Source organism: Pseudomonas sp. DCB_AW (assembly GCF_026240895.1).
Classification (GTDB): domain Bacteria; phylum Pseudomonadota; class Gammaproteobacteria; order Pseudomonadales; family Pseudomonadaceae; genus Aquipseudomonas; species Aquipseudomonas kermanshahensis.
Genome location: NZ_JAPFCE010000070.1, coordinates 1 through 25,935 on the forward strand (window position 1 = coordinate 1; position 25,935 = coordinate 25,935).

The following is a 25,935-nucleotide window of genomic DNA, read 5'->3' on the forward strand; positions in this document are numbered from 1 at the left end:
TGCTCGACCCGTTCCAGGCGGCCACCATCCCCCTGGGCGACTGGGTCACCGCTACCCTCAACTTCCTCGTGCACAACTTCCGCGAGGTGTTTCGCGCCATCCGCTGGCCGATCGACCAGGTGCTCAATGGCATCGAGTTCACCCTGCAGAGCATTCCTCCCACCATCGGCATCCTGCTGTCGTCCTTGCTCGGCTGGCAGCTGGCGGGCAAGCGCATGGCGCTGCTGTGCTTCGTCACCCTGACCCTGCTGGGCTTGATCGGCGTGTGGTCGGAGTCGATGACCACCCTGGCGCTGGTACTCACCTCAGTGTTTTTCTGCGCGGTAATCGGCATCCCGCTGGGCATCGTCTGCGCCCGCAGCAACCGCCTGGAAAGCATCATCCGCCCCGTGCTCGATGCGATGCAGACGCTGCCAGCGTTCGTCTACCTGGTGCCGGTGGTGATGCTGTTCGGCATCGGCAACGTGCCGGGTGTGCTGGTGACCATCGTATTTGCCCTGCCGCCGCTGGTGCGCCTGACCAACCTGGGCATCCGCCAGGTGCCGGAAGACAAGATCGAAGCGGCCCGCGCCTTTGGCTGCACGCCGCGCCAGATGCTGACCCGCGTGCAGCTGCCGCTGGCCACCTCGACCATCATGGCCGGGCTCAACCAGACCCTGATGCTGTCGCTGTCGATGGTGGTGATCGCCTCGATGATCTCGGTCGGCGGCCTGGGCCAGATGGTGCTGCGCGGCATCGGCCGGTTGGACATGGGCCTGGCCACGGTCGGTGGCATGGGGCTGGTGCTGTTGGCGATCTTCCTCGACCGCCTGACCCAAGCCATGGGCGCGCGCACCAATGCCGACCCGAGCCTGCTCTGGTACCACACCGGCCCGGTGGGCCTGGTGCTGCGCCTGTGCGGCGCGGCGCAACCACAAGGGCAGCGCAAGGCCGCCTGAAACACCGCGTTCTATCTGCCGCAACCCTCGACAACAACCCGAAAAGGTACGCGAAGATGTACGAGTCCCCGTTCACCCGTCGTTTGCTTCAGTGCGCTTGTGCCATGGCACTTTCCGTGACGTGCCTGGGCGCCAGCGCCTCCACCGACAAGCCAGGGGAGGGGGTGAAGATCACCCCGTCGTTCCCTTCGGTGGATGAAGAACGCTTCCGCGGCGAAATCGCCATGCAGGGCCTGCGCGAATTGGGCTACAACGTGCAGAAACCCAAGGAAACCGAATACGCCACGATGATTCTGGCAGTCGGTTACGGCGACGCCGACTTCAGCGTCAACCTGTGGGACAAGCTGCACGCCAGCTTCTACGAGAAGGCCGGCGGCGACCAGAACATGGTCAAGGCTGGCGATATCATGCCTGGCGTGTTGCAGGGCTACCTGATCGACAAGAAAACCGCCGATCAATACAACATCAAGTACATCACCGACCTGAAAAAGCCCGAGCTGGCCAAGCTGTTCGACACCGACGGCGATGGCAAGGCCGACCTGACCGGTTGCAACCCCGGCTGGGGCTGCGAACTGGTCATCGCCCACCACATGAAGGCCTATGACCTGGACAAGACCGTGCACGTCAACCAAGGGTCGTATTTCGCCTTGATGGCCGACACCATCACCCGCTTCAAGGAAGGCAAACCGGTGCTCTATTACACCTGGGTACCCCAGTGGGTGGCCGGGGTGATGGTGGAGGGGCGCGACGTGGTGTGGCTGCAAGTGCCCAACACCGATTTGCCGGGCGGCGGCAACAGCGTCGATACCACGTTCGAGGGCAAGAACCTGGGCTTTGCGGTGGACAAGGTCGAAGCGGTACTCAACCGAGGGTTCGCCGACAAGAACCCGGCGGCACTGAAGTTTCTATCGCTGGTGCAGATCAGCGCGGCGGACGAGAGCGCGCAGAACCTCAAGATGCAGAACGGCGAGAAGAACCTGAGCGACATTCAGCGCCACGCCCAGGCGTGGATTGCAGCGCATCGTCAGCAGTTTGATCAATGGCTGCAGGCCGCGCGAGCGACGGCGGTGCAAGCCAGCAACTAGCGGCGCCACCTTGCAGGTGGGTGATTCTTCCAACACTACGATCAAGGAAGCCCTCGCACCATGATGACTTCGCCGTTCTCGATCCCCGCCCAGTCACGCCGTATCGACCCGTCGCGCCAGCATGCTGCCGCGCTCAGGGCCGACGGCTCGGTCGATGACAACGACCGCAGCGAAATCGGCCCGACCCCTCTGGCATTCGCCGAGTGGGCCGCGCTCGGCCTGCAGGTGCCGCAGTTGGCGACGATGCGTGAGTACCGCCTGCAACGCATCTGCGAGCAGCTCGTGGCCCGTGACCTCGGCGGCATTCTGCTATTCGACCCGTTGAACATCCGCTACGCCACCGACAGCACCAACATGCAGCTGTGGACCACCCACAACCCCGCCCGTGCCTGTTTCGTCGCTGCCAGCGGGCATGTGGTGCTGTGGGATTTTCATGGCTGCGACCACCTCTCGGCACACCTGCCGTTGGTGCGTGAGCTGCGCAGTGGCGCGTCGTTCTTCTACTTCGAAACGGGCGAGCGTACCGACGAACATGCCCGGCGTTTTTGTGCCCAGGTCGACGAACTGCTGCGAACCCATGCCGGCGACAACCGCCGCTTGGCCGTGGACCGCATCGAGGTTGCCGGCCTGCGAGCCCTGGACGCCTTGGGCGTGCAGGTGCACAACGGCCAGGCGGTGACCGAGTTCGCGCGTTTGATCAAGGGCCCCGATGAGATCCTCGCCATGCGCTGCGCGGTGGCTTCCTGTGAAGCAGCCATCGCTGAAATGCGTCAGGCCATGCGCGCCGGGGTAACCGAGAACGACGTTTGGGCGGCGTTGCACAGCGGCAATATCCGCCGTGGCGGCGAGTGGATCGAAACCCGCATCCTCAGCTCCGGCCCGCGTACCAACCCGTGGTATCAGGAGTCCGGCCCACGGGTGCTGAACGACGGCGACCTGCTGTCGTTCGACACCGACCTGATCGGCGTGTACGGCTTTTGCGTCGACATGTCGCGCAGCTGGATGTGTGGCGGGCTTGAGCCGACGGCCGAGCAAAAACGCCTGTATCGAATCGCCCATGAGCACATCCATGTCAACGCCGACATGGTCAAGCCTGGCGTGCGTTTCTCCGAGCTCACCGCTAACGGGCATCGTCTGCCGGAAAGCTGCCGTGCCCAGCGTTATGGGGTGATGTTCCATGGCGTGGGGCTGTGCGACGAGTACCCCTGCATTCGTTACCCGGAAGACTTCGACGCCTACGGTTACGAAGGGGAACTGCAGCCTGGCATGGCGCTGTGCGTAGAGGCCTATGTGGGGGAGGTAGGAGGGCGTGACGGGATAAAACTGGAGAACCAGCTGCTGGTGACGGAGACGGGGTATGAAGTGCTGACCCATTACCCGTTCGAAGACAGCTTTCTCGTCGAGTGACTGAAGCGGCCCGGGCCCGCTTGGCGGCCCCGGGTCGTTGCAGCGTAGGGGTTATCCGTTCAGCTCGGCGTCGGCCAGGGGTTGCGCCTGCTTGCTCGCGGACTTCTTTTCCTGCACCACGATGTAGAACTCCTCGCCGTGTTTCACCGCGCCATACAGCACGGCCTTTTCGATCAGCTCAGTGCCACGCAGGTGGCGCAGCATCATCGGGTCCTTGCGCAGGTCGCGGTACAGCGCCAGGCACAGCAGCACCATCACTACGACAAAGGGTAGTGCCACCACGATAGTCAGGTTCTGCAGCCCGGTAAGCGCTTCGCCGGGGTCGCGTGGGTCGCCGATCGCCAGCATGATCGCCGCCACCGTGCCGGTCAGCGCCCCCCAGAAGATCACGGTGCGCCGTGATGGCGTGGTGGTGCCGTGCTCCGACAGGGTACCCATGACCAGCGACGCGGCATCGGCACCGGAGACGAAGAAGATACCCACCAGGATCATCACCAGTACCGAGGTCACCGAGGCCAGCGGGTAGCTGTCCAGCAACTGATAAAGGGCATGGTTGCTGTTCACGGCGCCATTGACCAGGGCGAAGCTGCCTTCGCGCAGGGCGTCGATGGCGGCACCGCCGAAGATGGTGAACCACACCAGGCTGACCAGGCTCGGTACCAGCAGCACGCCGGTGACGAATTGGCGGATGGTGCGGCCGCGGCTGATGCGGGCAATGAACATGCCGACGAAAGGCGTCCAGGAGATCCACCAAGCCCAGTAGAACACTGTCCAGCCGGCCAGCCAGCTGTCCATCTGCTCACCACCGCTGGCGTTGGTGCGGGCCATCATCTCTGGCAGCATCTTGATGTAGATGCCGATGGAGGTGGGCAGCAGGTTGAGCATCAACAGCGTCGGGCCAACCAGGAACACAAACACCGCCAGCACCAGCGCCAGCACCATGTTGGTGTTGGACAGCCACTGGATGCCTTTGCCGATGCCAGAGACCGCAGAGGTGACGAAGGCGATGGTCAGTAGGGTGATGATCGAGATGTAGAACAGCTTGCCAGGGCTCTCGATCCAGCCGTTGTACTCCAGGCCACCGGCGATCTGCAGGGCGCCAAGGCCGAGCGAGGCGGCAGAGCCGAACAAGGTGGCGAAGATCGCCATCATGTCGATCACACGGCCAATCGGGCCGTTGGCGTGTTTGCCGATCAGGGGCCGGAAGGCGGTGGAAATCAGCTGCGAGCGGCCGCGTCGGAAGGTGCCGTAAGCGATCACCAGGCCAACGATGGCATACATGGCCCAGGGGTGCAGGGTCCAGTGGAACAGGGTGGTGGCCATGGCCACCTGCATGGCTTCGCTCGATTGCCCGGTGGCCGAGCCGGGAGGCGGCGACACGTAATGCGACAAGGGTTCGGCAACGCCGAAGAACATCAGGCCGATGCCCATACCGGCGCTGAACATCATGGCCACCCAGGAAACCGTGCGGAACTCTGGCGCTTCGCCATCACGCCCCAGCGGAATTCTGCCGTAGCGGCTGGCGGCCAGCCACAGCACGAAGATGACGAACACGGTCGAAGTAAGTACGAAAAACCAGCCAAAGTTGAGAATGACCCAGGATTGTGCCGAGGACGCGCTGGCGGCCAGGCTGGCCTGGCTGATGAAGCCCCAGATGACGAAGCCGATGGCCAGGATGCTGGTGATGCCAAAGACGATCCAGTCGATCTTGCCCTCGAGGTGCCGGTCCTGGCGCGCTTCTGCAGTCTTCGAGGGGTCCGTCACGCCAAGGTCGAGCGTTTCGGTAATGTGTTCCTTTGCCATGAATGGTGTTGCCCCTTTGTGGCTTACCTGCGCGTGCAGGCTTGTTGTTGTGGGCTGCCGGGGTCGATGACGGTCTCGGCGGGGGAGTCTTGCCGGGCCGATTATCCTGTGCGAGTCACAGCGCTTCCTGTCCCGAATGCGCCGTGGGGCATCCATTGAACGACCTGTTTAATACTTTTAGTTCCGGGGGCGATGGCCCTATTTGTCCCGCGTTCTGGTACCCTGATGGGCATTACCCTGGCCCGCACTCCCGAGCACCGTAGAAGCGGCGCTGCCTGCGAGCCTGGCCTTATCAGGAAACGGAGATTCGTCAATGGCCACTGACCGTGTGAGCCTGATTCATTTCGATAAATTGAGCATGAGCCCTGCCGCTGCCCAACGGTTCCAGACTGCCCTCGATGCCCTGGAAACACTCAAGCTGCAGGACCGGTACGTGTACCTCGTTGCTCCTTATCTGGGTGATATCGCCGACGCCTCTGACCGTGAGCAACTGAAAACTGCCGAGGCACAGTGCGTTCGCGTAGTGGATGAACTGTTGGCCGCCAAGTCGATTACCAAGGCCAAGTCCGAAGAGCTTCGCAAAGTCTTTGAAGAAGCCGCCGAACGTGTGCGCGCTGAAATGCCGGCCTGAATGTTGGTCTTGAGCGTGTAATGGCCAAAGACATCGACAACCCCTGCGTCTCGCTTTGCCAGCTCAACAGCGAGCTGTGCGTAAGCTGTGGCCGCTCCCGTGAAGAAATCCGCAAGTGGCGCGGCATGAAGCGCCCTGAGAAAATGGCCACCGTGCAGCGCGCGGCCACGCGGATGAAGGCCATCGTCAAGAAGAACGCGAAGCGGCAGAATACCGACTGACCGTTGTCTACTGCGTCAACACTCAACTCTCTGAACGTTAAATCGAGCCTGGAAAATGGATTCTCACTCGCTTCTTGCCTTTACCTTGGTCGCTGCGATCGCCATCGCCAGCCCTGGCCCTGCAACGCTGATGGCGATCAACAACAGCCTGGCCCACGGGCAGCGCAGCGCTGTCTGGTCCTCGCTGGGCAATGGTTCGGGGCTGTTCTGCCTGTCGGCAGCGGCCATGCTCGGGCTGGGCGCCTTGTTGGCCAGCTCTGAAGTCCTTTTCAATGCGGTCAAGATCATCGGTGCCGCGTACCTGTTCTACCTCGGCGCACGGCAGTTGTTGAAGAAAGGCCCGATGCTCGAGGCGGGGGCTGACGCCGGGGTGGCCAAGCAACGCCCGACGCCGATGAAGCTGTACAAATCGGCGTTCCTGACGGCGGTGACCAACCCCAAGGCGACCATGTTCTTCACGGCGCTGTTCCCGCAGTTCATCGATCAGGGTGCAGCGTTGCTGCCGCAGTTCCTGATCCTGACCGGGATCTTTGTCGCCTTGTCGCTCGTTTCGCTGACCCTGTACGCCGCGCTGGCCTCGCGTGCCAAGGGCGTGTTGACCCGGCCCAGCCTTTCGCGCTGGGTGAGCCGGGTGGTGGGGACGACCTTCATTGGCTTCGGTGCGGCCATTTTGACGATGCGTCGTCAGTCGGCTTAAGCCATTCGGGGCTTACTGGCGACGCGCAGTGGCCCCGTCAACCTGCCTGCGCAACAAATCCCTGCCGCCTAGCCATTGTTGAGCCAGACTGTCTACACCACGCGAAGCCAGATGCTGCAGTCTTCCACGGGATGTGGCAGCCTTTGGCGACCACGCCGGGTCGCCGGGTGCCACTTGTGCCGAGGGTTGTAGATGATCGAGCGTTGCGTTCGCCACGCCTTGCTGTTGTTGTGCGGGTCCCTGCTACCGATGGGCGCGGGTGCGCAGGCGGCATGCCAGCACCTGACGGCCACTGGCAACCCTGAATACCCCCCGTACCTGTGGCGTGACCCACACAACCCTCAGCAGTTGATCGGTGCCAATGCCGACTTGCTCAAGCACTTGGGCAAGCAACTCGGGCTGGAGGTGGAGGTGGTCTATGGCGGGCCTTGGTCGCGTGCCCAGGAGGAAGTGCGCACGGGCCGTATCGACCTGCTGGCCGGGTATTTTCTGACCCAAGCGCGCACCCACCTGATGGACTTTATAAGCCCCGCGTTCCTGCACACGCCCAGCGTGGTCTGGGTGCGCCAGCAAGGGGCCTTTGCCTATCAGCAATGGGCGGACCTGCAAGGCCGTAAAGGCGGGACACTGGTCAATAACAGCCATGGCCAGCAGTTCGATGACTATGCCAGGGCCAACCTCACGCTCGAAGCGGTGCCCAGCGCCAAGCAGGCCTTCGAGAAACTGTTGCTCAAACGCAGCGACTACGTGGTCTTCGAGCAGTACCCCGGCATGGCCTTGGCGCAGACGCTGGGCATGCAGGACAAGCTGCAGGTGCTGGACCCGCCCGTGTCCAGCGAAGGCTTGTACCTGGCGGTGTCACATCAGTCGCCCTGCAATCAGCCGCAGTTGCGCGAAGCGCTGACGCGGGAGATGACCCAGGTCGTGTCCAGCACGTTGCCGGAGCAATTACTGCGGCAGAACCTGGCACGCTGGCAGCAACAGCAGTCGCAAGGGCTCGCTCACTGACCCTCACATCGCCGTCAGGGCTTGAGGCACGTCAACGTCCAGCACCACCCCGGCATCGTCGACGGCTACGCTGATGCACGCCTGCGGATTGTCCAGGATGACCTGCCTGCCGCCTTGGTCGCCGTGCAACTGCGCCAGTGCCGGCCAGAAGGCACGGCCGAAGACCACCGGGTGCCCGCGCCGGCCCTGGTACAGCGGCAGCACGATACGTGTAGCGCTGGCCTGCTCGCACAATGTGTGCAAGGTACGCGGTGCGATCCACGGCATATCCGCCAACAGCACCGCCACCGCCTGGGCCGGGGTCTGCAACAGGGCGGTTACCCCCGCTGCCAGGCTGGCGCCCATGCCATGCTCGGCCTGGTCGGCCCATACGATCCGGGCACGCGGGTCGATGCCCAGTTGTTGCGCGTTGTCGCCCGGGCGCAGCACGATGTGCACCACGGCGAACTGCTCGAATGCACGCGCCAGCGTCGCTGCCAGCAGCGTCTGCCCCGAAGGCAGCCGTGCCAGGCGTTTGTCGCTGCCAAAACGCTGCGCTCGCCCGGCCGCCAGCACCAGCGCGGCGCAGGTCATGAGGTGTGCAGGCACGCCTCGGCCTCCCGCGCAAACTTTGCCTTGGTCACGTTGACCGCGCCAGGGAGGCTCACGTCGTTCTTGGCGGCAAGGATTTCGGCCATGACGCTGACGGCGATTTCGGCCGGGGTCTTGCTGCCGATGTAGATGCCGATAGGGCCGTGCAGGCGCTGGAGGCTGGCTTCGGTCTCGCCGAAGTGCTCGATCAGGCGCTCGCGGCGCAACTGGCTGTTGCGCCGCGAGCCGATGGCGCCGATGTAGAACGCCGGGCTGTGCAGGGCTTCGAGCAATGCCAGGTCGTCGAGCTTGGGGTCGTGGCTGAGGGCGACGACGGCGCTGCGCAGGTCGGGGGCGAAGGCGCGAACCACGTCGTCCGGCATCCCGGCCAGCTTCACCACGCCATCGACGCTCCAGCCGCCCATGTACTCGGGCCGAGGGTCGCACACCGACACCGTGAAGCCGTTGAACAGGGCCATGGTCGCCAGGTATTCGGCCAGCGCGCCGGCGCCGATCAGCAGCACGCGGTAGCCAGGGCCGAGGGTGCTGAGCATGCGCTGGCCGTCGAAGCTGAACTGATCCGGTGTGGCGCTGGCCGTAAGCGTGGCTGCGCCGCTGCGCACATCCAGCTCGCGGCGTATCAGGCTACCGCTGTCCAGGCCGGCTAGCAGTTGCGCCAGGTGTGCTGCCGATGGCTCGAACTCGAGGATCAGTTGCAGGGTGCCGCCGCAGGGCAAGCCGAAACGGTGGGCGTCCTCGGCGCTGACGCCGTAGCGAACCACCTCCGGCAGCCCGCTCTGCATGCCGGGGCCGCCATAGGCGGTGGTGTAGCGGTGGATGAGATCGTCCTCGATGCAGCCACCGGACACGCTGCCGACCACGCGACCGTCGCTGCGCAGGGCCATCATCGAACCGACCGGGCGAGGGGAGGAGCCCCAGGTGCGGGCCACGGTGGCCAGCAGGACGCGTTCACCGCTGGCAAGCCAGTCGCGGGCGGTGCGCAATACCAGCAGGTCGATGCTTTCCATTCTCATTCTCCAAAGCGTAATACCTGTGCCGACTTCATCGCATATGCAAGATGATGGGGCTGCTGCTGGCCGGGTCGGTGTGCCCGCGCAACGTGCTCACTGCCTGTGCATCCACCGCGCTGCCGTGGTTACCCCAACTGCTGCGCACAAAACTCAGTACTTCGGCAACCTCCTGGTCCGACAATTGCTCGCGGAAGGCCGGCATGCGGTAGGCATCCGGCAGGCCAGCGGCAACGATGCGTTGCGAGCCGTTGAGGGTGATGTTGATCGCCGAGGCGTTCTCGCCGGCCAAGGCCGAGGTTGCGCCCGCTAACGGCGGCATCCATTCGGCCTGCCCCTTGCCGTCCAGCCCATGGCAAGAGGCGCAGCGCGTGACGTAGGTGTGGGCGCCCGGGCGCTCAAGCGTCGTCGCCGCCGATGCCGCTTGGTACTGCCAGGGCGTGCCGTCACGTTGCGGATCGCCGGGCAGCGATTTCAGGTAGTGGGCGATTGCCGCCAGGTCCTCGTCGGCCATGAACTGCGTGGAGTTGTTGAACGCCTCGGTCATCGAGCCATAGACCACGGCATGCCGGTTACGCCCAGTCTTGAGAAACTGGACGATCTCGGCTTCGCTCCAGCGCCCAAGGCCGGTGTTGTGATCGGCGCGCAGGCTCGGCGCGTACCAGCCATCGAGCAGCGCGCCGGCCAGGAACGGCTTGCCGTCTTCATCCAGAGCCTTTTCGTTGAAGGCCAGGCCGCGCGGGGTATGGCAGCTGCCGCAGTGCCCGGGGCCTTGGACAATATAAGCGCCGCGGTTCCACAGAGGGTCCTGGCCAGCCTTGGTCACGTAGGGCGTAGTGGGCGCAAACAGCCCATTCCACAGCGCGATGGGCCAGCGCAGGTTCAGCGGCCAGGGGATATCGCTGGGGATGTTCGGCTGGCTGGCAGGTTGCACGCCCTGCATGAAAAACGCGTACAACGCACGCACATCGTCATCGCTGAGCTTGGCGTAGGAGGGGTAGGGCATGGCCGGGTACAGCCGCCGGCCACCGGGGGCGACGCCATGACGCACGGCGCGGTCGAAGTCGGCGAGGCTGTAGCCGCCGATGCCGGTGTCCCGGTCTGGGGTGATGTTGGTGGCATGGATCGCGCCTAACGGCGTGGCCATCTCCAGGCCCCCGGCGAACGGCTTGTTGTCGGGCAGGCTGTGGCAGGCCACGCAGTCGCTGAGCCGGGCCACGTACTCGCCGCGGCTGACCAGCGCCGGGTCGACGTTGGCATTTTGTTCGGCCACGAAAGGCGACGCGGGCTCCCGGGTGACATACCAGGCCAGCAGGCCTGCCGCGACCAGGCACGGCAGCGCCAGCCAGCCGGCGGTTCTTGCGAATCGGCTGTGGGTCATGGGCGTTCCTTGTCCTGTCAGGTGAAGGTGTAGCGGCTCAATGGGATGCTGCGGATGCGCTGGCCGGTCAGCCGCGCTACCGCGTTGGCCACCGCCGGTGCAACCGCGGGCAGCGGCGGTTCGCCGATGCCGCCCATCTTCGCGCCGCTTTCGACGATGCGCACATGCACCCGGGCCATGCGCGAAGGCGGCAGGATCGGGTACAGGTCGTAGTTGCGCGCACGGGGCTTGCCGTCGATGTACACCGCTTCTTCCAGCAGGGTCTGCGACAGGCCCAGGGCCACGGCGCCGTTGACCTGCGCTTCGATGATCGCCGGGTTGACGATGCTGCCTGGGTCGATGGCCTGCCAGATGTCGTGCACTTTGACCTGACCGTTTTCGATCGATACTTCGGCGATGACCGCCGCCTCCGAGCCAAACGGCGAGGCCATGGCCACACCGCGTGCCCGTTTGCTGCCGTCCTCGGCGGTGAATGGCCCACGCTTCCAGCCACCGGACAACTCGCCGACCGCCTGTAGCAGGGTGGTCAGGCGCGGGTTGTCGCGCAACAGATGCAGGCGCAATTCATAAGGGTCCTTGCCGCCTTTGTCGGCCAGCTCGTCGAGGAAAGCTTCGTAGAAGAAGTCGTTCAGCGAGTTGCCCACCGAGCGCCAGTAGCCGAGCATGACCGGGCCTTTGACGTAGATTTGGGCAATGCGTTTGTTGGCGATGGCGTACGACTTGCCCGACAGCCCTTCAAGGGCGGTGGGGTCGATCTTGTCACCTTGTTTGCCGGCCAGTGCCTCGGTTGGGCCTTCGGTGGCACTCACGGCTTCTATCGCGACGGGCAGGCCATCGTCATCCAGTGCCCCACGGAACTTGACCACCGCCAGCGGCCGCAACACATCCCGCAGAAACTCTTCTTCGCGGCTCCAGATCAGCTTGACCGGGCGGCCCACCGCTTTGGCCAGGGCGATGGCCTGCGGGTAGGGGTTGGCCGAGTCATACAGAAAATGCCGGCCAAAAAAGCCGCCCAGCAGGGGTGAGTGCAGGGTGATGCGCGCAGGGTCGAGGCCGGTGCGTTTGGCGATGTCGTCGCGGAACATGTCCGGCGCCTGGTTAGGCAACCACACCTCCAGCGAACCGTCGGGGTTGAAGCGGGCGAGCGCCGAGGGCGGCTCGAGCTGGGCGTGGTTGAGGTATTGGTTGTGGTAGGTCGCCTCGACCTTGGTCTTGGCCTTGGCCAGCACCCCGGCCACATCGCCTTGGTTTTCCTCGTCGCGGGCCGGGCCTTGCTCGGTGGCCAGGCGGTCACGATAGGCGTCGCTGGAGAAGTCGGCCGGCATTGGCCTTACCGGCGAATCGCTGCCGGGCTCCTGCCAGTCCACCTGGAGGGCCTCGACTGCGCGCTTGGCATGCCACCAGCGTTCGGCGACCACCGCCACCGCGCCAGGTAATTGATGCACCGAATGCACGCCTTTCATGGCCTTGACCTGTGCTTCGTTGCGCAGGCTGCCAACCGTCATGCCCAGGCGCGGTGCGTGCTGGACGGCGGCGTGGAGCATGCCGTCGAGCTTGATGTCGATGGTGTACACGGCTTTGCCGGTGGATTTGTCATAGGCATCAACCCGGCGCACCGGTTTGCCGATCCAGCGGAACTGGCTGGGGTCGCGCAGCTTCACGCTGGCCGGGTCTGGCACCGGCAGGTCGAGGGCGCGCTCGGCCAGTTCGCCGTAGGGCACCGAGCGGCCGGATGCCGCGTGGACGACCTTGCCGGGTTCGGTGGAGAGTTCGTCGACCGGCACCCCCAACTGCTCGGCACCTGCCTGCAGCAACATGGCCCGGGCCAGGGCGCCGAGGCGACGCATGGTTGGGTAGCTCATGCGTACCGACATGCTGCCGCCGGTGATGCGCATGCCGTTTTCCATCACCACGTAAGCTTCGCCAGGCGGCGCGCTGTCGACCAGGAACGTGGCCGGGTCGGCGTCCAGTTCTTCGCCGACGATCTGTGCCATGGCGGTGTAGGTGCCTTGGCCGCCCTCCATGAACGGGCAGAGCAGGCGCACGGTGCTGTCCGGGCGAATTTCGAGGAAGGCCGGCACTTGTGTGCCGCGCTCCTGGGCCGCGGCGGTAGCGGCCTGGACCCGTGCCGAGCCCAGCGGCAACCCAAACCCGAGTACCAGCGCGCCTGCGGCGGCGCCCGCCGAGGCTAGCAGGAAGCGGCGGCGTGACAGGTTAACCGGCTCACCCAGCGGCAGCGCCGACAGCTCGGCAGAGGTATCGATACGCGTGTTCATCACGCCTCCTCCCGCTGGGCCGCAAGGTCGTGGACGGCGGCATGGATGGCGTTGTAGGTGCCGCAGCGGCACAGGTTGACCATCGCGGCATCGATCTGCGCGTCGCTGGGCTGGGGCGTGTGCTTGAGCAGCGCTGTGGCGGCCATCACCTGGCCTGACTGGCAGTAGCCGCACTGGGCCACCTGGTACTCGACCCAGGCCGCGACCACGCGCTTGCCAACGGCGTCGTCCTCGATCGCCTCGATGGTGGTCACTTCGCGCCCGACCACGCCTGCCACCGGGGTCACGCAGGCGCGCACCACGCTGCCGTCCACCAGCACCGAGCAAGCGCCGCATTGCGCCAGGCCGCAGCCATACTTGGTGCCGGTCAGCCCCAGGTCGTCACGGATCACCCACAGCAGGGGCGTGTCGGCGTCGGCCTCGACCTGATAGGTCTTCTGGTTGATGCGTAGTTCCATGGTTCACCTGCTCATCATCGGTTTGCTGTCGCGTTGTCGTCTTGAGTGGGGATACGTTGCCCCCAATCCAGAAACGCTAGCACAGCGCTACGACCGGCGAGCGGGCGCTGCCGACAGGTCAGGAGGATCAGGCAAGGAATCCGGCGGAATGCGCAAGGCAGGCGTTGGCGGCAGGCAAACAGGACTTCCAGGCGAAAAACCCGGATAATGCCGGCCAATTTCGTTTTGCACGCTTAACTCACGGTAATCCCGCATGGAAATCAAGGTCAATTTTCTCGACAATCTCCGTCTCGAAGCCAAGTTCGACGACTTCACGGTGATCGCCGACCAACCGATCCGTTACAAAGGCGACGGTTCGGCCCCGGGGCCGTTCGACTATTTCCTGGCGTCTTCGGCCCTGTGCGCGGCTTACTTCGTGAAGCTGTACTGCCAGACCCGCGACATCCCCACCGAAAACATTCGGCTGTCGCAGAACAACATCGTCGACCCGGAAAACCGCTACAACCAGATCTTCAAGATCCAGGTCGAGCTGCCTGAAGACATCTCCGAGAAGGACCGCCAGGGCATCCTGCGCTCCATCGACCGTTGCACGGTAAAGAAGGTCGTGCAGACCGGGCCGGAGTTCGTCATCGAGGTGGTGGACAGCCTCGACGCCGATGCCCAGGGGCTGCTGATGCCGGTATCGGACACCAGCACCTACATCCCGGGCAAGGACCTGCCGCTGGAGCAGACCATCGCCAACATGTCGGCGATTCTCGCGGGCCTTGGGATGAAGATCGAGATCGCCTCGTGGCGCAATATCGTGCCCAACGTGTGGTCGCTGCATGTGCGCGATGCACAGTCGCCGATGTGCTTCACCAATGGCAAGGGTTCGACCAAGGAGGCCGCGCTGGCCTCGGCGCTGGGTGAGTTCATCGAGCGCCTTAATTGCAACTTCTTCTACAACGACCAGTTCTGGGGCGAGGACATCGCTAACGCGCCGTTCGTGCATTACCCGAACGAGCAGTGGTTCAAGCCGGGCCCCAAGGACGCGCTGCCCAGCGAGATCCTCGACGCGAACTGCCTGGAAATCTACAACCCCGACGGTGAGCTGCGCGGCTCGCACCTGTACGACACCAACTCGGGCAACACTGCGCGGGGCATCTGCTCGCTGCCATTCGTGCGCCAGTCGGACCAGGAGGTGGTGTACTTCCCGTCCAACCTGATCGAGAACCTGTTCCTCAGCAACGGCATGAGCGCTGGCAACACCCTCGCTGAGGCGCAAGTGCAGTGCCTGTCGGAAATCTTCGAGCGTGCGGTGAAGCGCGAGATCCTCGAAGGCGAACTGTGCCTGCCGGATGTACCGCAGGAAGTGCTGGCCAAGTACCCGGGCATCGTTGCCGGTATCCAGGGGCTGGAAGAGCAGGGCTTCCCGGTACTGGTCAAGGACGCGTCGCTGGGCGGTGAGTTCCCGGTCATGTGCGTGACCTTGATGAACCCGCGCACCGGTGGTGTGTTCGCCTCGTTCGGCGCGCACCCGAGCCTGGAAGTGGCGTTGGAGCGCAGCCTCACCGAGTTGTTGCAGGGCCGCAGCTTCGAAGGCCTGAACGACCTGCCGCAGCCCACCTTCGAAAGCCACGCGCTGACCGAGCCGAACAACTTCGTCGAGCACTTCATCGACTCCAGCGGCGTGGTGTCGTGGCGCTTCTTCAGCGCCAAGGCCGATTTCGAATTCGTCGAGTGGGACTTCTCTGGCCATGGCGAAGATTCCAACGTTCAGGAAGCTGCGACCCTGTTCGGCATCCTCGAAGACCTGGGCAAAGAAGTGTACATGGCGGTGTACGACAACCTCGGTGCCACCGCGTGCCGCATCCTGGTGCCGGGTTACTCGGAGATCTACCCGGTCGAGGACCTGATCTGGGACAACACCAACCGGGCCTTGTCGTTCCGCGCTGACATCCTCAACCTGCACAGCCTGGACAACCGCTCGCTGAAGTTGCTGCTCAAGCGCCTGGACAACTGCGATGTGGACGATTACACCACCATCACCACGTTGATCGGCGTCGAGTTCGACGACAACACGGTGTGGGGCCAGTTGACCATTCTGGAGTTGAAGCTACTGATCTGCCTGGCCGTGCAGCGCTTCGAAGATGCCAAGGAGCTGGTCGAGGCGTTCCTTCAGTTCAACGACAACACCGTCGAGCGTGGCCTGTTCTACCAGGCGTTGAACGTGGTGCTGGAAGTGGTGCTGGATGATGAACTTGAGATGGAAGACTACGAAGCCAACTTCCGCCGCATGTTCGGCAACCCGCGGATGGACGCGGTGCTGGGCTCGGTGGACGGCAGCGTGCGCTTCCATGGCCTGACGCCGACCAGCATGAAGCTGGAAGGGCTGGATCGTCATTTGCGTTTGATCGAGAGCTACAAGAAGCTGCATGCGGCCCGGGCCAAGTTTGCCTGATAGACCGAGCGCCGCAAGCGCGGCGCTTCGCAGCACAAGGCTGCTCCTACACAGGCCCGATTCGCCGCCAAGAAGGTCGCGCGCCCCTGCCACAGGAATAATTGGCCCGAAACAATTGTAGGAGCAGCCTTGTGCTGCGAAGCGTCGCGCAAGCGGCGCTCGATCACACAAGCGCCAAAACCCCCAAACCGTACACCTCGCAACCATCCCCATATAGCGGTTAATGCTTTCCGCTATCTCAAATCCGTCTTGCCTCTCACCCCTCACCGCTTGCCGCTTCCTCCATCAGGCGCATAATTTTTTGCTGCCCCCACGGGCTCGACCCCTCAACCTATCCATGGCGCGATGACCGCCAGAAGGACCTCGGCCGCGCACAACACGAAGGCGCAGACCATGAGCACCCCTTTGGATACCAATGCCTTGAAAGCCCGCCAGCAAGCCGCGTGGGCCAGCGGTGACTACGCCGTGATCGGCACCACCCTGCAGCTGGTGGGTGAACGCCTGGCCGAAGCCTGTGATTTGCGCTGGGACGAGCAGGTGCTGGACGTGGCGGCCGGCAACGGCAATGCCACCCTGGCCGCCGCGCGGCGCGGTTGCCGCGTCACCTCCACCGACTACGTGGCCGAGTTGCTCAAGCGCGGTGAGGCACGCGCTCAGGCCGAGCACCTGAACGTGGTGTTTCAAGTGGCCGATGCCGAAGCGTTGCCGTTCGCCGAGGGTGCATTCGATGCCGTTCTGTCGACCTTCGGTGTGATGTTCACCCCCGATCAGGCCCAGGCCGCGCGGGAATTGAGCCGCGTCTGTCGTTCCGGCGGCCGGATTGGCCTGGCGAACTGGACGCCCCAGGGTTTCGTTGGCCAGATGTTCAAGACGCTCGGGCGCCACGTTCCGCCGCCAGCCGGGGCATTGCCCCCTTCACGCTGGGGTGACGAGGAGCAGTTGCGGGTACTGTTCGACAGGGCGCTGGGCCAGATGCAGGTCACCCGTCAACACTTCAACTTCCGCTATCGCTCTGCAGCGCACTTCATCGATGTGTTCCGCACTTGGTATGGGCCGGTGCACAAGGCGTTTGCGGCATTGGCGCCTGAAGCCGCCAATGCGCTGGAAAGCGACCTGACTGCGCTGTTGAATGAAAACAACGTGGGGGGCGGGGCCTCGCTGGTGGTCCCCAGCGAGTATCTGGAGGTGGTGATCACGCGGCGTTGAGCGTCAGCGACTGCTGCCTAGTTCTTGCACTTGGCCATCACCACCTGGCAGGTCTTCGGCGTCCCCCCAGACCTGCCTGCATAGCGCACACAGTTGTTCAGCGACTTCTGCCGGGCAATGCTCAGGGTATTGCCCCAGGCCAGGCCACCTTCGCCCGTAGTCGGTACGGCCTTGGCGAAGCAGTTGGAGCCAACGGTGGAGGCCGCATAGCGGGCCTGGTTTTTCTTGCTGGAGCAGCCTGCGCTCAGCCCCAGGCCGAGGATGAGCAGCGTGTTCAGTGCCCAGAACGCCCACGTGCGCTCCCGGTAGTCGCTCATGCTGTTCTCCTTGTTCGAATGATGCCGAAGCGCTGAAGGTGGAAAAGCACAGCGCGGGTGCTTGCAGGATACCATTCAAGCGAAACGGTGAACTATCGCGTCGTAGAGACGCTCCTTTCTTTAGCGCACCCCGCGCACGCCTGATGATGTCTTTGCCATCAGGCCCGGGTCACTGAACGATAAGGAGGCGCCGTGACCGCATCTGAGCAAACCCTCTACCGCTGCACGCCAGGCCCATTGCACGCCATGCTGTTGGCCGGCAGTGTTCCGCTGTTTCTTGGCGCGCTGTTGAGCGATATCGCCTACTTCAATAGCTACCAGATCCAATGGAGCAACTTCGCGGCCTGGCTGATCGCCGGTGGCTTGGTGTTCTGTGGGCTGGCGCTGCTGTTCGCGTTGGTCAACCTGATCCGCGCCGAGCGCAAGGGCGGGCGTGCGACCCTGTATTTCGTGCTGTTGCTGGCGACCTGGGTGTTGGGGTTGGTCAATGCCTTCGAGCATGCCAAGGACGCCTGGGCAGTGATGCCGTCGGGGTTGGTGCTGTCGGTCATTGTGACCGCGCTCGCAACTGTCGCGGCGTGGACTGGCCTTAGCAACCTGCGTTCGGGAGGTGTGGCATGAAGCCTTTGCATACCTTGAGCCTGTTGAGCATGGCGTTACTGATAAGCGCCTGTGGTGGGGAAGGCACGCCTACTCAAGCCCATGGCCCGGACCCCAAGCTGCCTGAGCCACAGCGTGGTTTGCTGCCGAGCATGAAGATCGCTGAGCCAGTTGCCTGGGGTGAGCAGAAGCCGACTGTGCCTGAGGGCTTCAGCGTCACGGCAATCGCCACCGGCCTGAACATCCCGCGCCAGAGCCTGGTGCTGCCTAATGGCGATATCCTCGTGGCCGAGGGCCGCGGCGGCAGCGCCGCAAAACTCAAACCCAAGGATGTGATCGCCAGCCAGATCAAGGCCAAGGGCAATACCCAGGTCAAAGGGGGTAATCGCCTGACCTTGCTGCGCGATGCCGATGGCGATGGCACCTACGAGGTGCAGACGGTATTTGCTGAAAACCTCAACGCCCCTTACGGCCTGGCGTTTGCCAACGGCAAGCTGTACGTGGCCAACCAGGATGCATTGGTGCGTTTCGACTACCAGGAGGGCCAGACCAAGGCCAGCGGTGCGCCGGTCAAGGTCACCGACCTGCCTGCTGAAATCAACCACCACTGGACCAAGTCGCTGGCCGTCAGCGCTGATGGGCGCTTCCTTTATGTGGGTATCGGCTCGAACAGCAACATCACCGAGCGCGGCCTGGAAGTGGAGATCGATCGGGCCATGGTCTGGCAGGTCGATGCCCAGACCGGTGCTCACCGGCCCTATGCGACCGGCTTGCGCAACCCGACGGCCTTGGCTGTTCAGCCGCAGAGCGGGCAGGTGTGGGCGGTGGTCAACGAGCGTGATGAGCTCGGCCCTGATCTGGTCCCGGACTACCTGACGTCGGTGCGTGAAGGTGGGTTTTATGGGTGGCCCTACAGTTATTGGGGCCAGAACGTCGATGACCGGGTCAGGCCACAGAACCCGGACAAGGTGGCGGCGGCAATCAAGCCGGACTACAGCCTTGGCTCGCATGTGGCTGCATTGGGGGTCGACTTCTCGGTACCGGCCATGGGCGAGCGCTTCGCCGACGGGGTGTTCGTGGGTGAGCACGGTAGCTGGAACCGGCCAAACCCCGTGGGCTACAAGGTGATCTTCGTGCCGTTCAGCAATGGCAAGCCGGCAGGCGAACCGATCGACTTCGCCACGGGCTTCCGGGGCGAGGACGGCAAGACGCGTGGGCGGCCGGTGGGGGTCACCGTCGACCCGCGCGGTGCCTTGATCATTGCCGACGACCTGGCCAATACGGTCTGGCGGGTGACGCGCAGCCAGTAATGACTATGCTTGTTGGCGCGTGAACCTTTCACGCGCCAACCCGGAAACGAATACAGGGAAGCAGGCCTATGAAACCCATTAGCTCACTCGCTCGCGCTGTCGCACTCGCCTCGCTGGTCTTCGCTGGCAGCTTCACGGCCCAGGCCGCTGATGTGCCGATTGGTAGCGAAGCGCTGGAAAGCCATGTCACCACCAAGGTGCAGGCTATCGACCTGGCCAGCCGCCAGGTCACGGTGGAGGGCGCCAACGGCAAGCCTGTGACCTTCCAACTGACCGAGAAGGCCAAGGCGCTGCCCAACCTCAAGGTCGGCGACACGGTTGACATCTACGTGACCCGCGCTGTGGCTTATGTGCTCAATACCGACGTGGGCGGCGCGCCTAAAGTGAGTGATGAGTCCGGCAGCATTCGCGCCACCAAGGACAACCCCAACCCGGGCGGTGAGGCGTTCCGCCAGGTCAAGGTCACGTCGCAGATCAAGAAGATTGACCTCAAGAAGCATGAGGTGAGCCTGCTGCCGCCGGAAGGCAAGCTGCAGGTGGTGAAGGTCGAGAACCCTGACCTGCAGGCGCGCATGAAGAACCTCAAGGTCGGCCAGACGGTCGATGCCATCTACACCGAAGTGCTGCGCGTAGAGACCTCACGCTAGGTCGGCGAGTGAGGTGCCCGACTATTCACGCGGCGAATAGTCGGGGTGCATGTGTTTGATTTCCATAACCGGTGCAGATCCATCGATCATGGCCTCCATCACACAACAAGGTGAGGGAAGTCATGTTGAGCAAGTCGATGGTTCTGTTGGGTATCCCTGTGGCGATGGCGTTGCTGGCGGGTGCCGTACTGCCGTTTCAGGCAGCTGGCAACGCCGCTGTTGGCCGGGCGTTGGGCCACTGGTTATGGGGGGCGTTCACCTCGCTGACGGTCAGTTCAGTGGTGGTAATTGCGGCGCTGCTGATACTGCGGGTGCCAACGCCAGACCTGGGCAAGGCCCTCCAAGGGCCGTGGTGGCTGTGGATTGGCGGCGTGCTGGGCGCGCTCTACGTGGCCGGCGCGGCAGCACTGACGCCGAAACTGGGCGCCGCGGGCTTTCTAGTGCTGGTGGTGGCAGGGCAGATCTTGACGGCGGTCATCGCTGACCACTTCGGGGTAATGGGGTTGGGGGGCAAACCGGTCAACCTGGCTCGGGTGGCCGGCGTGGTACTGATCCTGTGTGGGGTGTTTCTGGTCCAGGGGGACTGGGGGAGCAGCGCTGCGGCCAAGCCTGTGGTGCTCGAGCAGTCACAGCGCTGATCAAGTGCCTGGCTGGCTGCAGGCCCACACGGCCTCGCGCAGCCAGCGATGCCCGGGGTCGCTGTCTTTGCGGCTGTGCCAGGCCTGCTGATAGGCAAACGAAGGAATGGCCAGTGGCGGCTCAAACCGGCGCAACGCCTGATGCTGGCGCAATGAGCCTACCGCGCGGCTGGCCACCGTGAGAATCAGATCGGTGCCCGCAAGCACCTCGACCGCTGCGCTCCAGTGCGGCAGTGCCAGGGCTATCCGCCGCTGCAGGCCGTGGGCGGCCAATGCGCGTTCTATTTCATCATGGGCATCGGGGTGCATGGCCATCAACACATGGGGGCGAGCCAGCCAGTCGGCCAACGCTAGGCCCCCACTGGCAGGCAGCACCTGGCGGTCGGCAACACTGATGAAGTGTTCCTCGAACAGGGGCTGGGCGGTGATGCTCTGCGGCAGCTCGGGGAATAGGCCCAAGGCCAGGTCGAGCTCCCCGTCGAGCAGCTGGGCCAGCATGGTTTCACGGCTGGCCTGGCTGATTGCCAGGTCTACACCGGGTGCTACCTGGCGCACGTGGCGGACCAGGGGCGGAAGGATGATGCGCGAAGCATAGTCGGACAACGACAAACGGAACCGACGCTGCGCCTTGGCAGGGTCGAACAGTGGAGCGGCCAGCAGTGCGTTGAGGTTGCCCAAGGCATCTTGCAGCGGCTTGGCCAGTGCCTGCGCACGTGCGGTCAGGGCCATGCGGCCGTTCTGGCGTATCAGCAAGGGGTCGTCGAAGTGCCTGCGCAATTGTGCCAGCGCGTGGCTCACCGCCGGCTGGCTGCGGTGCAGGCGCAGGGCGGCGCGGGTCACGTGCTTCTCTGTCAGCAGTGCATGCAAGGCCAGCAGCAGGTTGAGGTCGATCTTGCGCAGTTCATCCATGGGGCGAATAGTCGAGGCTGGTTGGGCGGGCTTTGATCAGCCTAACAGATGTCCTGGTTTGGGTGCGCGGCGGTGCATATGGCGGTCGACTATTGCTGTACGGGTTGCAGAAATCATCTGCACTGCGCCGTATTGTTCAACTTGCCATGCCTAATTAGCCTGTATCGAAACCGTCATCCTCACAGGAATCGATCATGGTCAACCGTATAACACTCAACGCCACCGGCACTGTCGATGTCATGCAGCTGCAGCACGTCCAACCGCAAGTGCCAGGGCCTGGCGAGGTTTGGCTGGAGCAGACCGCCATGGGCGTCAACCCGCTGGACATACTGCAGCGCAAGGGCGGGGCGCCCCTGGCATTGCCGTCTGGCCTGGGGCTGGAGGGCGCAGGGCGGGTGAGCGCGGTGGGTGAAGGGGTGGGCAATGTGCGCGTGGGGGACCGGGTGGCGTATGCGATGGGCCCGGTAGGCGCTTATGCCAGCGGGCGGCTGTTCCCTGCCGAGCGCCTGGTCAAGCTGCCGGACTCACTGGATGACGAAGCCGCCGCAGCCGTATTGTTCAAGGGCATCACCGCGCAGTACTTGCTGAAGAGCACCTACCGCGTGGGGCTGGGTACCCAGGTGCTGCTGTATGGCGCGGGCGGGGCATTGGGGCAGCTCATGGCGTCTTGGGCCAGGCACCTGGGGGCGACCGTGATTGGCGTTGTGTCGCGACCACAGAGCGTCGAACGGGCGCGGGCGGCGGGCTGCCATCACGTGATGGTGTTCGAGGCGGCCACGTTGGCCAAGCAGGTGCGTGAGTTGACGCAGGGCGAGGGCGTGGACGTCGTGTATGACAGTGTCGGCAAGGTGTCGCTGGAGGCCTCGCTGGACAGCCTGCGCCCGCGCGGGTTGCTGGTGTCGTTTGGCGGCACCTCCGGCGCGCCGGCGGCCATTGAAGTGGCCACGCTCAATGCCAAGGGCTCTCTCTACCTGACGCGCCCGTCACTGGCAGCCCATACGCGTACCGTCGAGGAGTACCAGCAGCGCGCCGCCGATGTGCTGGCGGCGGTCGACGCAGGTATCATCCAGCCTCGGGTCTGGCGTCGCTACCCGCTGACCGAAGCGGCCAGGGCCCACGCGGACCTGGAGCAAGGGCTGTCGGAAGGGGCGCTGATTCTCACTGCCTGACTTTCCTACCTTCTGCCGAGCCTTGCCATGGATGCCTTCGACAGCCGCCGCGCCGATGAACTTGCCACCTTACTGGCCCTACACGAGCAGGGGTCGTTCGCGGCTGCTGGACAGCAACTGGCGCGCCACCCCACGGTGCTGTCCAAGCGCCTGAGCGCACTCGAAGCACGCCTTGGCATACGCCTGGTTGAGCGCAGCACGCGGCAACTGCGCTTCACCGACGAAGGTGAGCGGTTGGTGGCGCGGGTGCGTGAGGCCAGCCGGCTGATCGCCGAAGCCGAACAGGAAGCCACGCAAGGGGCGGTAACGGTGCGGGGGCGTTTGCGCCTCGCCTTGCCGGCGGCCATGGGGCGGCGCTGGTTGAGCGGGATGTTGGCGGATTTTGTGCTGGCCTATCCGCAGGTCACAGTGGAGGCCGAGTACGCTGATCGCTTCGTTGACCTGATCGGCGAGGGCTTTGACGCTGCCATCCGTATCGGCGAGTTGGCCGATAACCGCCTGGTGGCGCAAAAGCTGTGCGATCACCGCCGCATCCTCTGCGCCTCGCCGGGCTACTTGGCCAGTCATGGCACGCCGCAGCAGCCTGAGCAGCTAGCCGGGCATAACTGCCTCGGCTTCAGCGGCTTGCGTTCGTTTCCCGAATGGCGCCTCACCCGGCAAGCGCAGCAAGTCAGTGTCAAAGTCAGTGGTTCGTTGCGCAGTAATGACAACGAAGCCTTGCTCGAAGCTGCTCGGCGGGGTGTGGGCATATTGGCTGGCGGCGACTGGCTGATGGGTGAGGACTTGACCAGTGGGCGCTTGGTGCGGGTGCTGCCGCATTGGCAGCTCGACGTGGCGGCAGGGATCTACCTGGTGCGGCCTACGTCACGGTTGAACACCGCTGCACTCGGGGTTTTCAAGGCGTGGGTGACTGAGCAGTTCAGTGCGGGAGCGCCCTGGCGGCACCAGGGCGATCATATTTAGATTTTGCCTTAATCTTATTCTTTAAGTAATTGAAATTAAACGATAAAACTAATTTTGTCTCTTTTGCCTGCTATTAAGGTTTTGCTGAAAATAGTTAGGATAACCTACTGAAAAATATGGATTTATCGCCTTGCGACGGCATGCTGCACGCATTGCTCGTAGTAGGTCTGCTTGATCGCCGCAGGTTTCAATCGCGAACGGCTGTTGTAAGTCTGCTCGGTAATGCCGAAGGCGGTCATGCGCATCCACGGCTTGGCGAACTTGCGCGCCTGTAACTTCTTGCGCGTGGCATACAGGGTTACCCCTGATAGCTTGGCCTGCTGGGCTTCTGCGGCGATCTGTGCGCCCCAGCCACAGGTCTGGCGATCGTTCTGGCTCAGCGTCCTGGCCTGCACGCCGAAGGCGGCCGTGGCCAGCAGGCAGCCGGCCATCGTTGCTAGAAGTACTCGCATGTTGCTGTCCTAAGCATCTGAAGGAGAAGGGAGTTTGCCTTCCCTTCAAACGCCTGGGGGCCAGCAATTTGCCGTCAGGCAGTGGCCATTCGCAACCGCCCTGAGGCGGGGGCACGCAGGCTGGCCCAGGCAAGGCCTGCCACCCAGATGACCGATACGCCGTAGTTCAAGCGCTGATACAGGCCGAACAGATGGCCACTTTCAACAGCCTGGCCCATCAGCGCGACGGTCACGATCGCCAGTACTACGGCTGCCAAGGAGAACAGGCTCAAGGCCCGTGAGCCGGCCACCCGGTTGCCTAGCCAGGCCCACAGCGCACTGGCCAGGGTCAACGAAAGGAACATCAGCAAGCCTGAGAGGTTGTGCAACTGTTGCGACAGCGAAGGCTGTGCCGGTGCACACCCTTGGTCGCAGGGGAACCAGCCGGTGCCCAGGCTGCCCAGGCCATGCAGCAGCACCAGGGCCGCGCTGACCCGCGCCAGGGTCGATCCCTGCCAGCGACGGGCCAGGCCCCAGGCAAACAGTGCGAACAACACGGCCAGTGGGAAGTTGTTGACCCGCGGTGACCAGTGCTGGGTGGCTGCACCCACGGCGCCGAGTTGGCTCATGGCCTGTTGCAGGTGGTCATAGCCGGTGTACGCCTGGGCGGTCAGCCAGACGCCAGCCAGCAGCCACAGGGGGATCAGCAGGCCAGTGGCGAGCAGAATGCGGTCGAGCGGTTTCATGCTGTCGTTTCCTTCCATGGATAAGTGAGCGCGAAGCCGCACGGTACAGCCATTCGCTGGCTTTGGGCCAGCATGTGGCGCTGATTTTTCGCATTCCGCGTGTCGCAGACGCAGTGAGAAATACCGCATTGGGTGTATGTGATCGTACAACTGCTTGCGCTATCATGGGCGCTGTCTTTCAAGGTGAAATACAGGGCATGACAGAGCAGCAGGTACAGGCAAGGACCCGGCGCAAGCCGCGCAGTCTGGCCCAGGAACTGGTCACGGTGCTGACCGAGCGAATTCGCAGCGGCCAGCTCAAGCGCGGCGACAAGCTGCCGACCGAATCGCAGATCATGGCGGAAGAGGGCGTCAGCCGCACCGTGGTGCGCGAGGCCATCTCGCGGCTGCAGGCCGCAGGCCAGGTGGAGACCCGCCATGGCATCGGCACCTTTGTGCTGGACGCACCGGCCACGGGCGGTTTCCGCATCGACCCGGCGACCGTGGTGACCCTGCGCGAAGTGCTGGCGGTGCTGGAGTTGCGCATTGCCCTGGAGATCGAGTCGGCAGGGTTGGCGGCGCAGCGGCGCAGCGATGAACAGCTGGTTGGCATGCGCGCAGCGCTGGACGAGCTCAACGAAGGCGCGGCCCATGCGACCGATGCCGTGTCCGCGGACTTCCAGTTCCACTTGCGCATCGCCCAGGCCAGCGGCAACCACTACTTTGCCGACATCATCAACCACCTGGGTACCAGCATCATTCCACGTACCCGGCTCAATTCGGCACGCCTGGCCCATGATGACCAGGCGCACTACATGAGCCGGTTGATGCATGAGCACGAGGCCATCTACGAAGCGATTGCCCGGCAAGACAGCGAAGGGGCGAAGATGGCCATGCGCATGCACTTGAGCAACAGCCGCGAGCGGTTGCGTCAGGCGCATGAAGAGGCGGAAGCGCAGGGGGTCTGAGCCCTCTGTCGCCCAGGCCGGCCTCTTCGCGGGTAAACCCGCTCCCACAGGGGTGGCACAGATTTCAGGCCTGCAGTGATCCTGTGGGAGCGGGTTTACCCGCGAAGAG

26 protein-coding genes are annotated in these 25,935 nt (G+C 63.9%); 16 read left to right on the top strand and 10 right to left on the bottom strand.

Annotated features, from left to right (window positions below; genetic code table 11):
* From proW to dddP, 3 genes are all read left to right on the top strand, one after another.
* Window positions 1-938: glycine betaine/L-proline ABC transporter permease ProW (gene proW, locus OO306_RS23810; protein WP_265970068.1), on the top strand; the 938-nt coding region annotated here is incomplete at its 5' end.
* Window positions 939-994: 56 nt separating this feature from the next.
* Window positions 995-2,023: a glycine betaine/L-proline ABC transporter substrate-binding protein ProX gene (gene proX, locus OO306_RS23815; RefSeq protein WP_238213105.1), complete on the top strand. Its 1,029-nt coding sequence runs from the start codon at window positions 995-997 to the stop codon at window positions 2,021-2,023.
* A 60-nt stretch (window positions 2,024-2,083) separates the two neighbouring features.
* The gene (gene dddP / locus OO306_RS23820; RefSeq protein ID WP_265970069.1) at window positions 2,084-3,430 is read left to right on the top strand and encodes a dimethylsulfonioproprionate lyase DddP; all 1,347 of its coding nucleotides are present in this window, start codon (window positions 2,084-2,086) and stop codon (window positions 3,428-3,430) included.
* Window positions 3,431-3,481: 51 nt separating this feature from the next.
* On the opposite strand, the gene OO306_RS23825 is transcribed toward dddP, so the two are convergent.
* Window positions 3,482-5,233, bottom strand: a complete 1,752-nt coding sequence (locus OO306_RS23825; protein WP_099429073.1) for a BCCT family transporter — start codon at window positions 5,231-5,233, stop codon at window positions 3,482-3,484.
* Between the two features lie 313 nt (window positions 5,234-5,546).
* Between OO306_RS23825 and OO306_RS23830 the strand changes: the two genes are divergently transcribed.
* The 4 genes from OO306_RS23830 (at window position 5,547) to OO306_RS23845 (ending at window position 7,790) form a co-directional block, all read left to right on the top strand.
* Window positions 5,547-5,864: a hypothetical protein gene (locus tag OO306_RS23830; protein ID WP_099429074.1), complete on the top strand. Its 318-nt coding sequence runs from the start codon at window positions 5,547-5,549 to the stop codon at window positions 5,862-5,864.
* Window positions 5,865-5,884: 20 nt separating this feature from the next.
* On the top strand, window positions 5,885-6,085 hold the full coding sequence (locus OO306_RS23835) for a DUF1289 domain-containing protein (protein WP_099429075.1): 201 nt from the start codon (window positions 5,885-5,887) through the stop codon (window positions 6,083-6,085).
* Window positions 6,086-6,140: 55 nt separating this feature from the next.
* Window positions 6,141-6,782, top strand: coding sequence for a LysE family translocator (locus tag OO306_RS23840; RefSeq protein ID WP_099429076.1), 642 nt, complete (start codon window positions 6,141-6,143; stop codon window positions 6,780-6,782).
* A 192-nt stretch (window positions 6,783-6,974) separates the two neighbouring features.
* Window positions 6,975-7,790 (top strand): ABC transporter substrate-binding protein, encoded by an 816-nt coding sequence (locus OO306_RS23845; RefSeq protein WP_099429077.1) that lies wholly within the window; start codon window positions 6,975-6,977, stop codon window positions 7,788-7,790.
* Between the two features lie 3 nt (window positions 7,791-7,793).
* On the opposite strand, the gene OO306_RS23850 is transcribed toward OO306_RS23845, so the two are convergent.
* The 5 genes from OO306_RS23850 to OO306_RS23870 are packed head-to-tail and all read right to left on the bottom strand — an operon-like array spanning window position 7,794 to window position 13,503.
* Window positions 7,794-8,378, bottom strand: a complete 585-nt coding sequence (locus tag OO306_RS23850; protein WP_323055836.1) for a nucleotidyltransferase family protein — start codon at window positions 8,376-8,378, stop codon at window positions 7,794-7,796.
* On the bottom strand, window positions 8,360-9,388 hold the full coding sequence (locus tag OO306_RS23855; RefSeq protein ID WP_265970070.1) for an XdhC family protein: 1,029 nt from the start codon (window positions 9,386-9,388) through the stop codon (window positions 8,360-8,362). Before OO306_RS23855 ends, OO306_RS23850 begins: the two co-directional genes overlap by 19 nt.
* A 34-nt stretch (window positions 9,389-9,422) precedes the next feature.
* Complete coding sequence (locus tag OO306_RS23860; RefSeq protein ID WP_265970071.1) at window positions 9,423-10,769, bottom strand: cytochrome c; 1,347 nt, start codon at window positions 10,767-10,769, stop codon at window positions 9,423-9,425.
* A 17-nt stretch (window positions 10,770-10,786) separates the two neighbouring features.
* Window positions 10,787-13,045, bottom strand: a complete 2,259-nt coding sequence (locus OO306_RS23865) for a xanthine dehydrogenase family protein molybdopterin-binding subunit (RefSeq protein ID WP_099429081.1) — start codon at window positions 13,043-13,045, stop codon at window positions 10,787-10,789.
* Window positions 13,045-13,503: a (2Fe-2S)-binding protein gene (locus OO306_RS23870; RefSeq protein WP_265970072.1), complete on the bottom strand. Its 459-nt coding sequence runs from the start codon at window positions 13,501-13,503 to the stop codon at window positions 13,045-13,047. The genes OO306_RS23865 and OO306_RS23870 overlap by 1 nt, the downstream gene beginning before the upstream one ends.
* Before the next feature lie 253 nt (window positions 13,504-13,756).
* On the opposite strand from OO306_RS23870, the gene OO306_RS23875 reads away from it, so the two are divergent.
* On the top strand, window positions 13,757-15,943 hold the full coding sequence (locus OO306_RS23875) for an OsmC domain/YcaO domain-containing protein (RefSeq protein ID WP_265970073.1): 2,187 nt from the start codon (window positions 13,757-13,759) through the stop codon (window positions 15,941-15,943).
* Between the two features lie 393 nt (window positions 15,944-16,336).
* Window positions 16,337-17,149, top strand: coding sequence for a class I SAM-dependent methyltransferase (locus OO306_RS23880; RefSeq protein WP_099429082.1), 813 nt, complete (start codon window positions 16,337-16,339; stop codon window positions 17,147-17,149).
* Window positions 17,150-17,166: 17 nt separating this feature from the next.
* Here OO306_RS23880 and OO306_RS23885 read toward each other — a convergent pair whose 3' ends face one another.
* On the bottom strand, window positions 17,167-17,466 hold the full coding sequence (locus OO306_RS23885; RefSeq protein WP_085274366.1) for a hypothetical protein: 300 nt from the start codon (window positions 17,464-17,466) through the stop codon (window positions 17,167-17,169).
* A 246-nt stretch (window positions 17,467-17,712) separates the two neighbouring features.
* On the opposite strand from OO306_RS23885, the gene OO306_RS23890 reads away from it, so the two are divergent.
* From OO306_RS23890 to OO306_RS23905, 4 genes are all read left to right on the top strand, one after another.
* Entirely contained in the window at window positions 17,713-18,087 is a 375-nt protein-coding gene (locus OO306_RS23890; RefSeq protein ID WP_265970079.1) for a DUF2231 domain-containing protein, read from the top strand.
* Complete coding sequence (locus OO306_RS23895; RefSeq protein WP_027593618.1) at window positions 18,084-19,376, top strand: sorbosone dehydrogenase family protein; 1,293 nt, start codon at window positions 18,084-18,086, stop codon at window positions 19,374-19,376. The genes OO306_RS23890 and OO306_RS23895 overlap by 4 nt, the downstream gene beginning before the upstream one ends.
* Window positions 19,377-19,444: 68 nt before the next feature.
* The gene (locus tag OO306_RS23900) at window positions 19,445-20,023 is read left to right on the top strand and encodes a hypothetical protein (protein ID WP_027593617.1); all 579 of its coding nucleotides are present in this window, start codon (window positions 19,445-19,447) and stop codon (window positions 20,021-20,023) included.
* 122 nt (window positions 20,024-20,145) lie between these two features.
* Window positions 20,146-20,661 (top strand): DMT family transporter, encoded by a 516-nt coding sequence (locus OO306_RS23905; RefSeq protein WP_265970074.1) that lies wholly within the window; start codon window positions 20,146-20,148, stop codon window positions 20,659-20,661.
* On the opposite strand, the gene OO306_RS23910 is transcribed toward OO306_RS23905, so the two are convergent.
* Window positions 20,662-21,570, bottom strand: a complete 909-nt coding sequence (locus tag OO306_RS23910; protein WP_099429085.1) for a LysR family transcriptional regulator — start codon at window positions 21,568-21,570, stop codon at window positions 20,662-20,664.
* A gap of 194 nt (window positions 21,571-21,764) precedes the next feature.
* Here OO306_RS23910 and OO306_RS23915 point away from each other — a divergent pair, with 194 nt between their 5' ends.
* Together OO306_RS23915 and OO306_RS23920 are read left to right on the top strand one after the other, a co-directional pair.
* On the top strand, window positions 21,765-22,739 hold the full coding sequence (locus OO306_RS23915; protein ID WP_265970075.1) for a quinone oxidoreductase: 975 nt from the start codon (window positions 21,765-21,767) through the stop codon (window positions 22,737-22,739).
* Between the two features lie 27 nt (window positions 22,740-22,766).
* Window positions 22,767-23,702, top strand: a complete 936-nt coding sequence (locus OO306_RS23920; RefSeq protein ID WP_265970076.1) for a LysR family transcriptional regulator — start codon at window positions 22,767-22,769, stop codon at window positions 23,700-23,702.
* 122 nt (window positions 23,703-23,824) lie between these two features.
* Here the strand turns inward: OO306_RS23920 and OO306_RS23925 are convergent, their stop codons facing one another.
* The gene (locus OO306_RS23925) at window positions 23,825-24,154 is read right to left on the bottom strand and encodes a hypothetical protein (protein WP_085274370.1); all 330 of its coding nucleotides are present in this window, start codon (window positions 24,152-24,154) and stop codon (window positions 23,825-23,827) included.
* A 74-nt stretch (window positions 24,155-24,228) separates the two neighbouring features.
* The gene (locus tag OO306_RS23930) at window positions 24,229-24,879 is read right to left on the bottom strand and encodes a DUF998 domain-containing protein (RefSeq protein WP_265970077.1); all 651 of its coding nucleotides are present in this window, start codon (window positions 24,877-24,879) and stop codon (window positions 24,229-24,231) included.
* A 197-nt stretch (window positions 24,880-25,076) separates the two neighbouring features.
* On the opposite strand from OO306_RS23930, the gene OO306_RS23935 reads away from it, so the two are divergent.
* Entirely contained in the window at window positions 25,077-25,826 is a 750-nt protein-coding gene (locus OO306_RS23935) for a FadR/GntR family transcriptional regulator (protein WP_027593610.1), read from the top strand.
* Window positions 25,827-25,935: the final 109 nt, after the last annotated feature.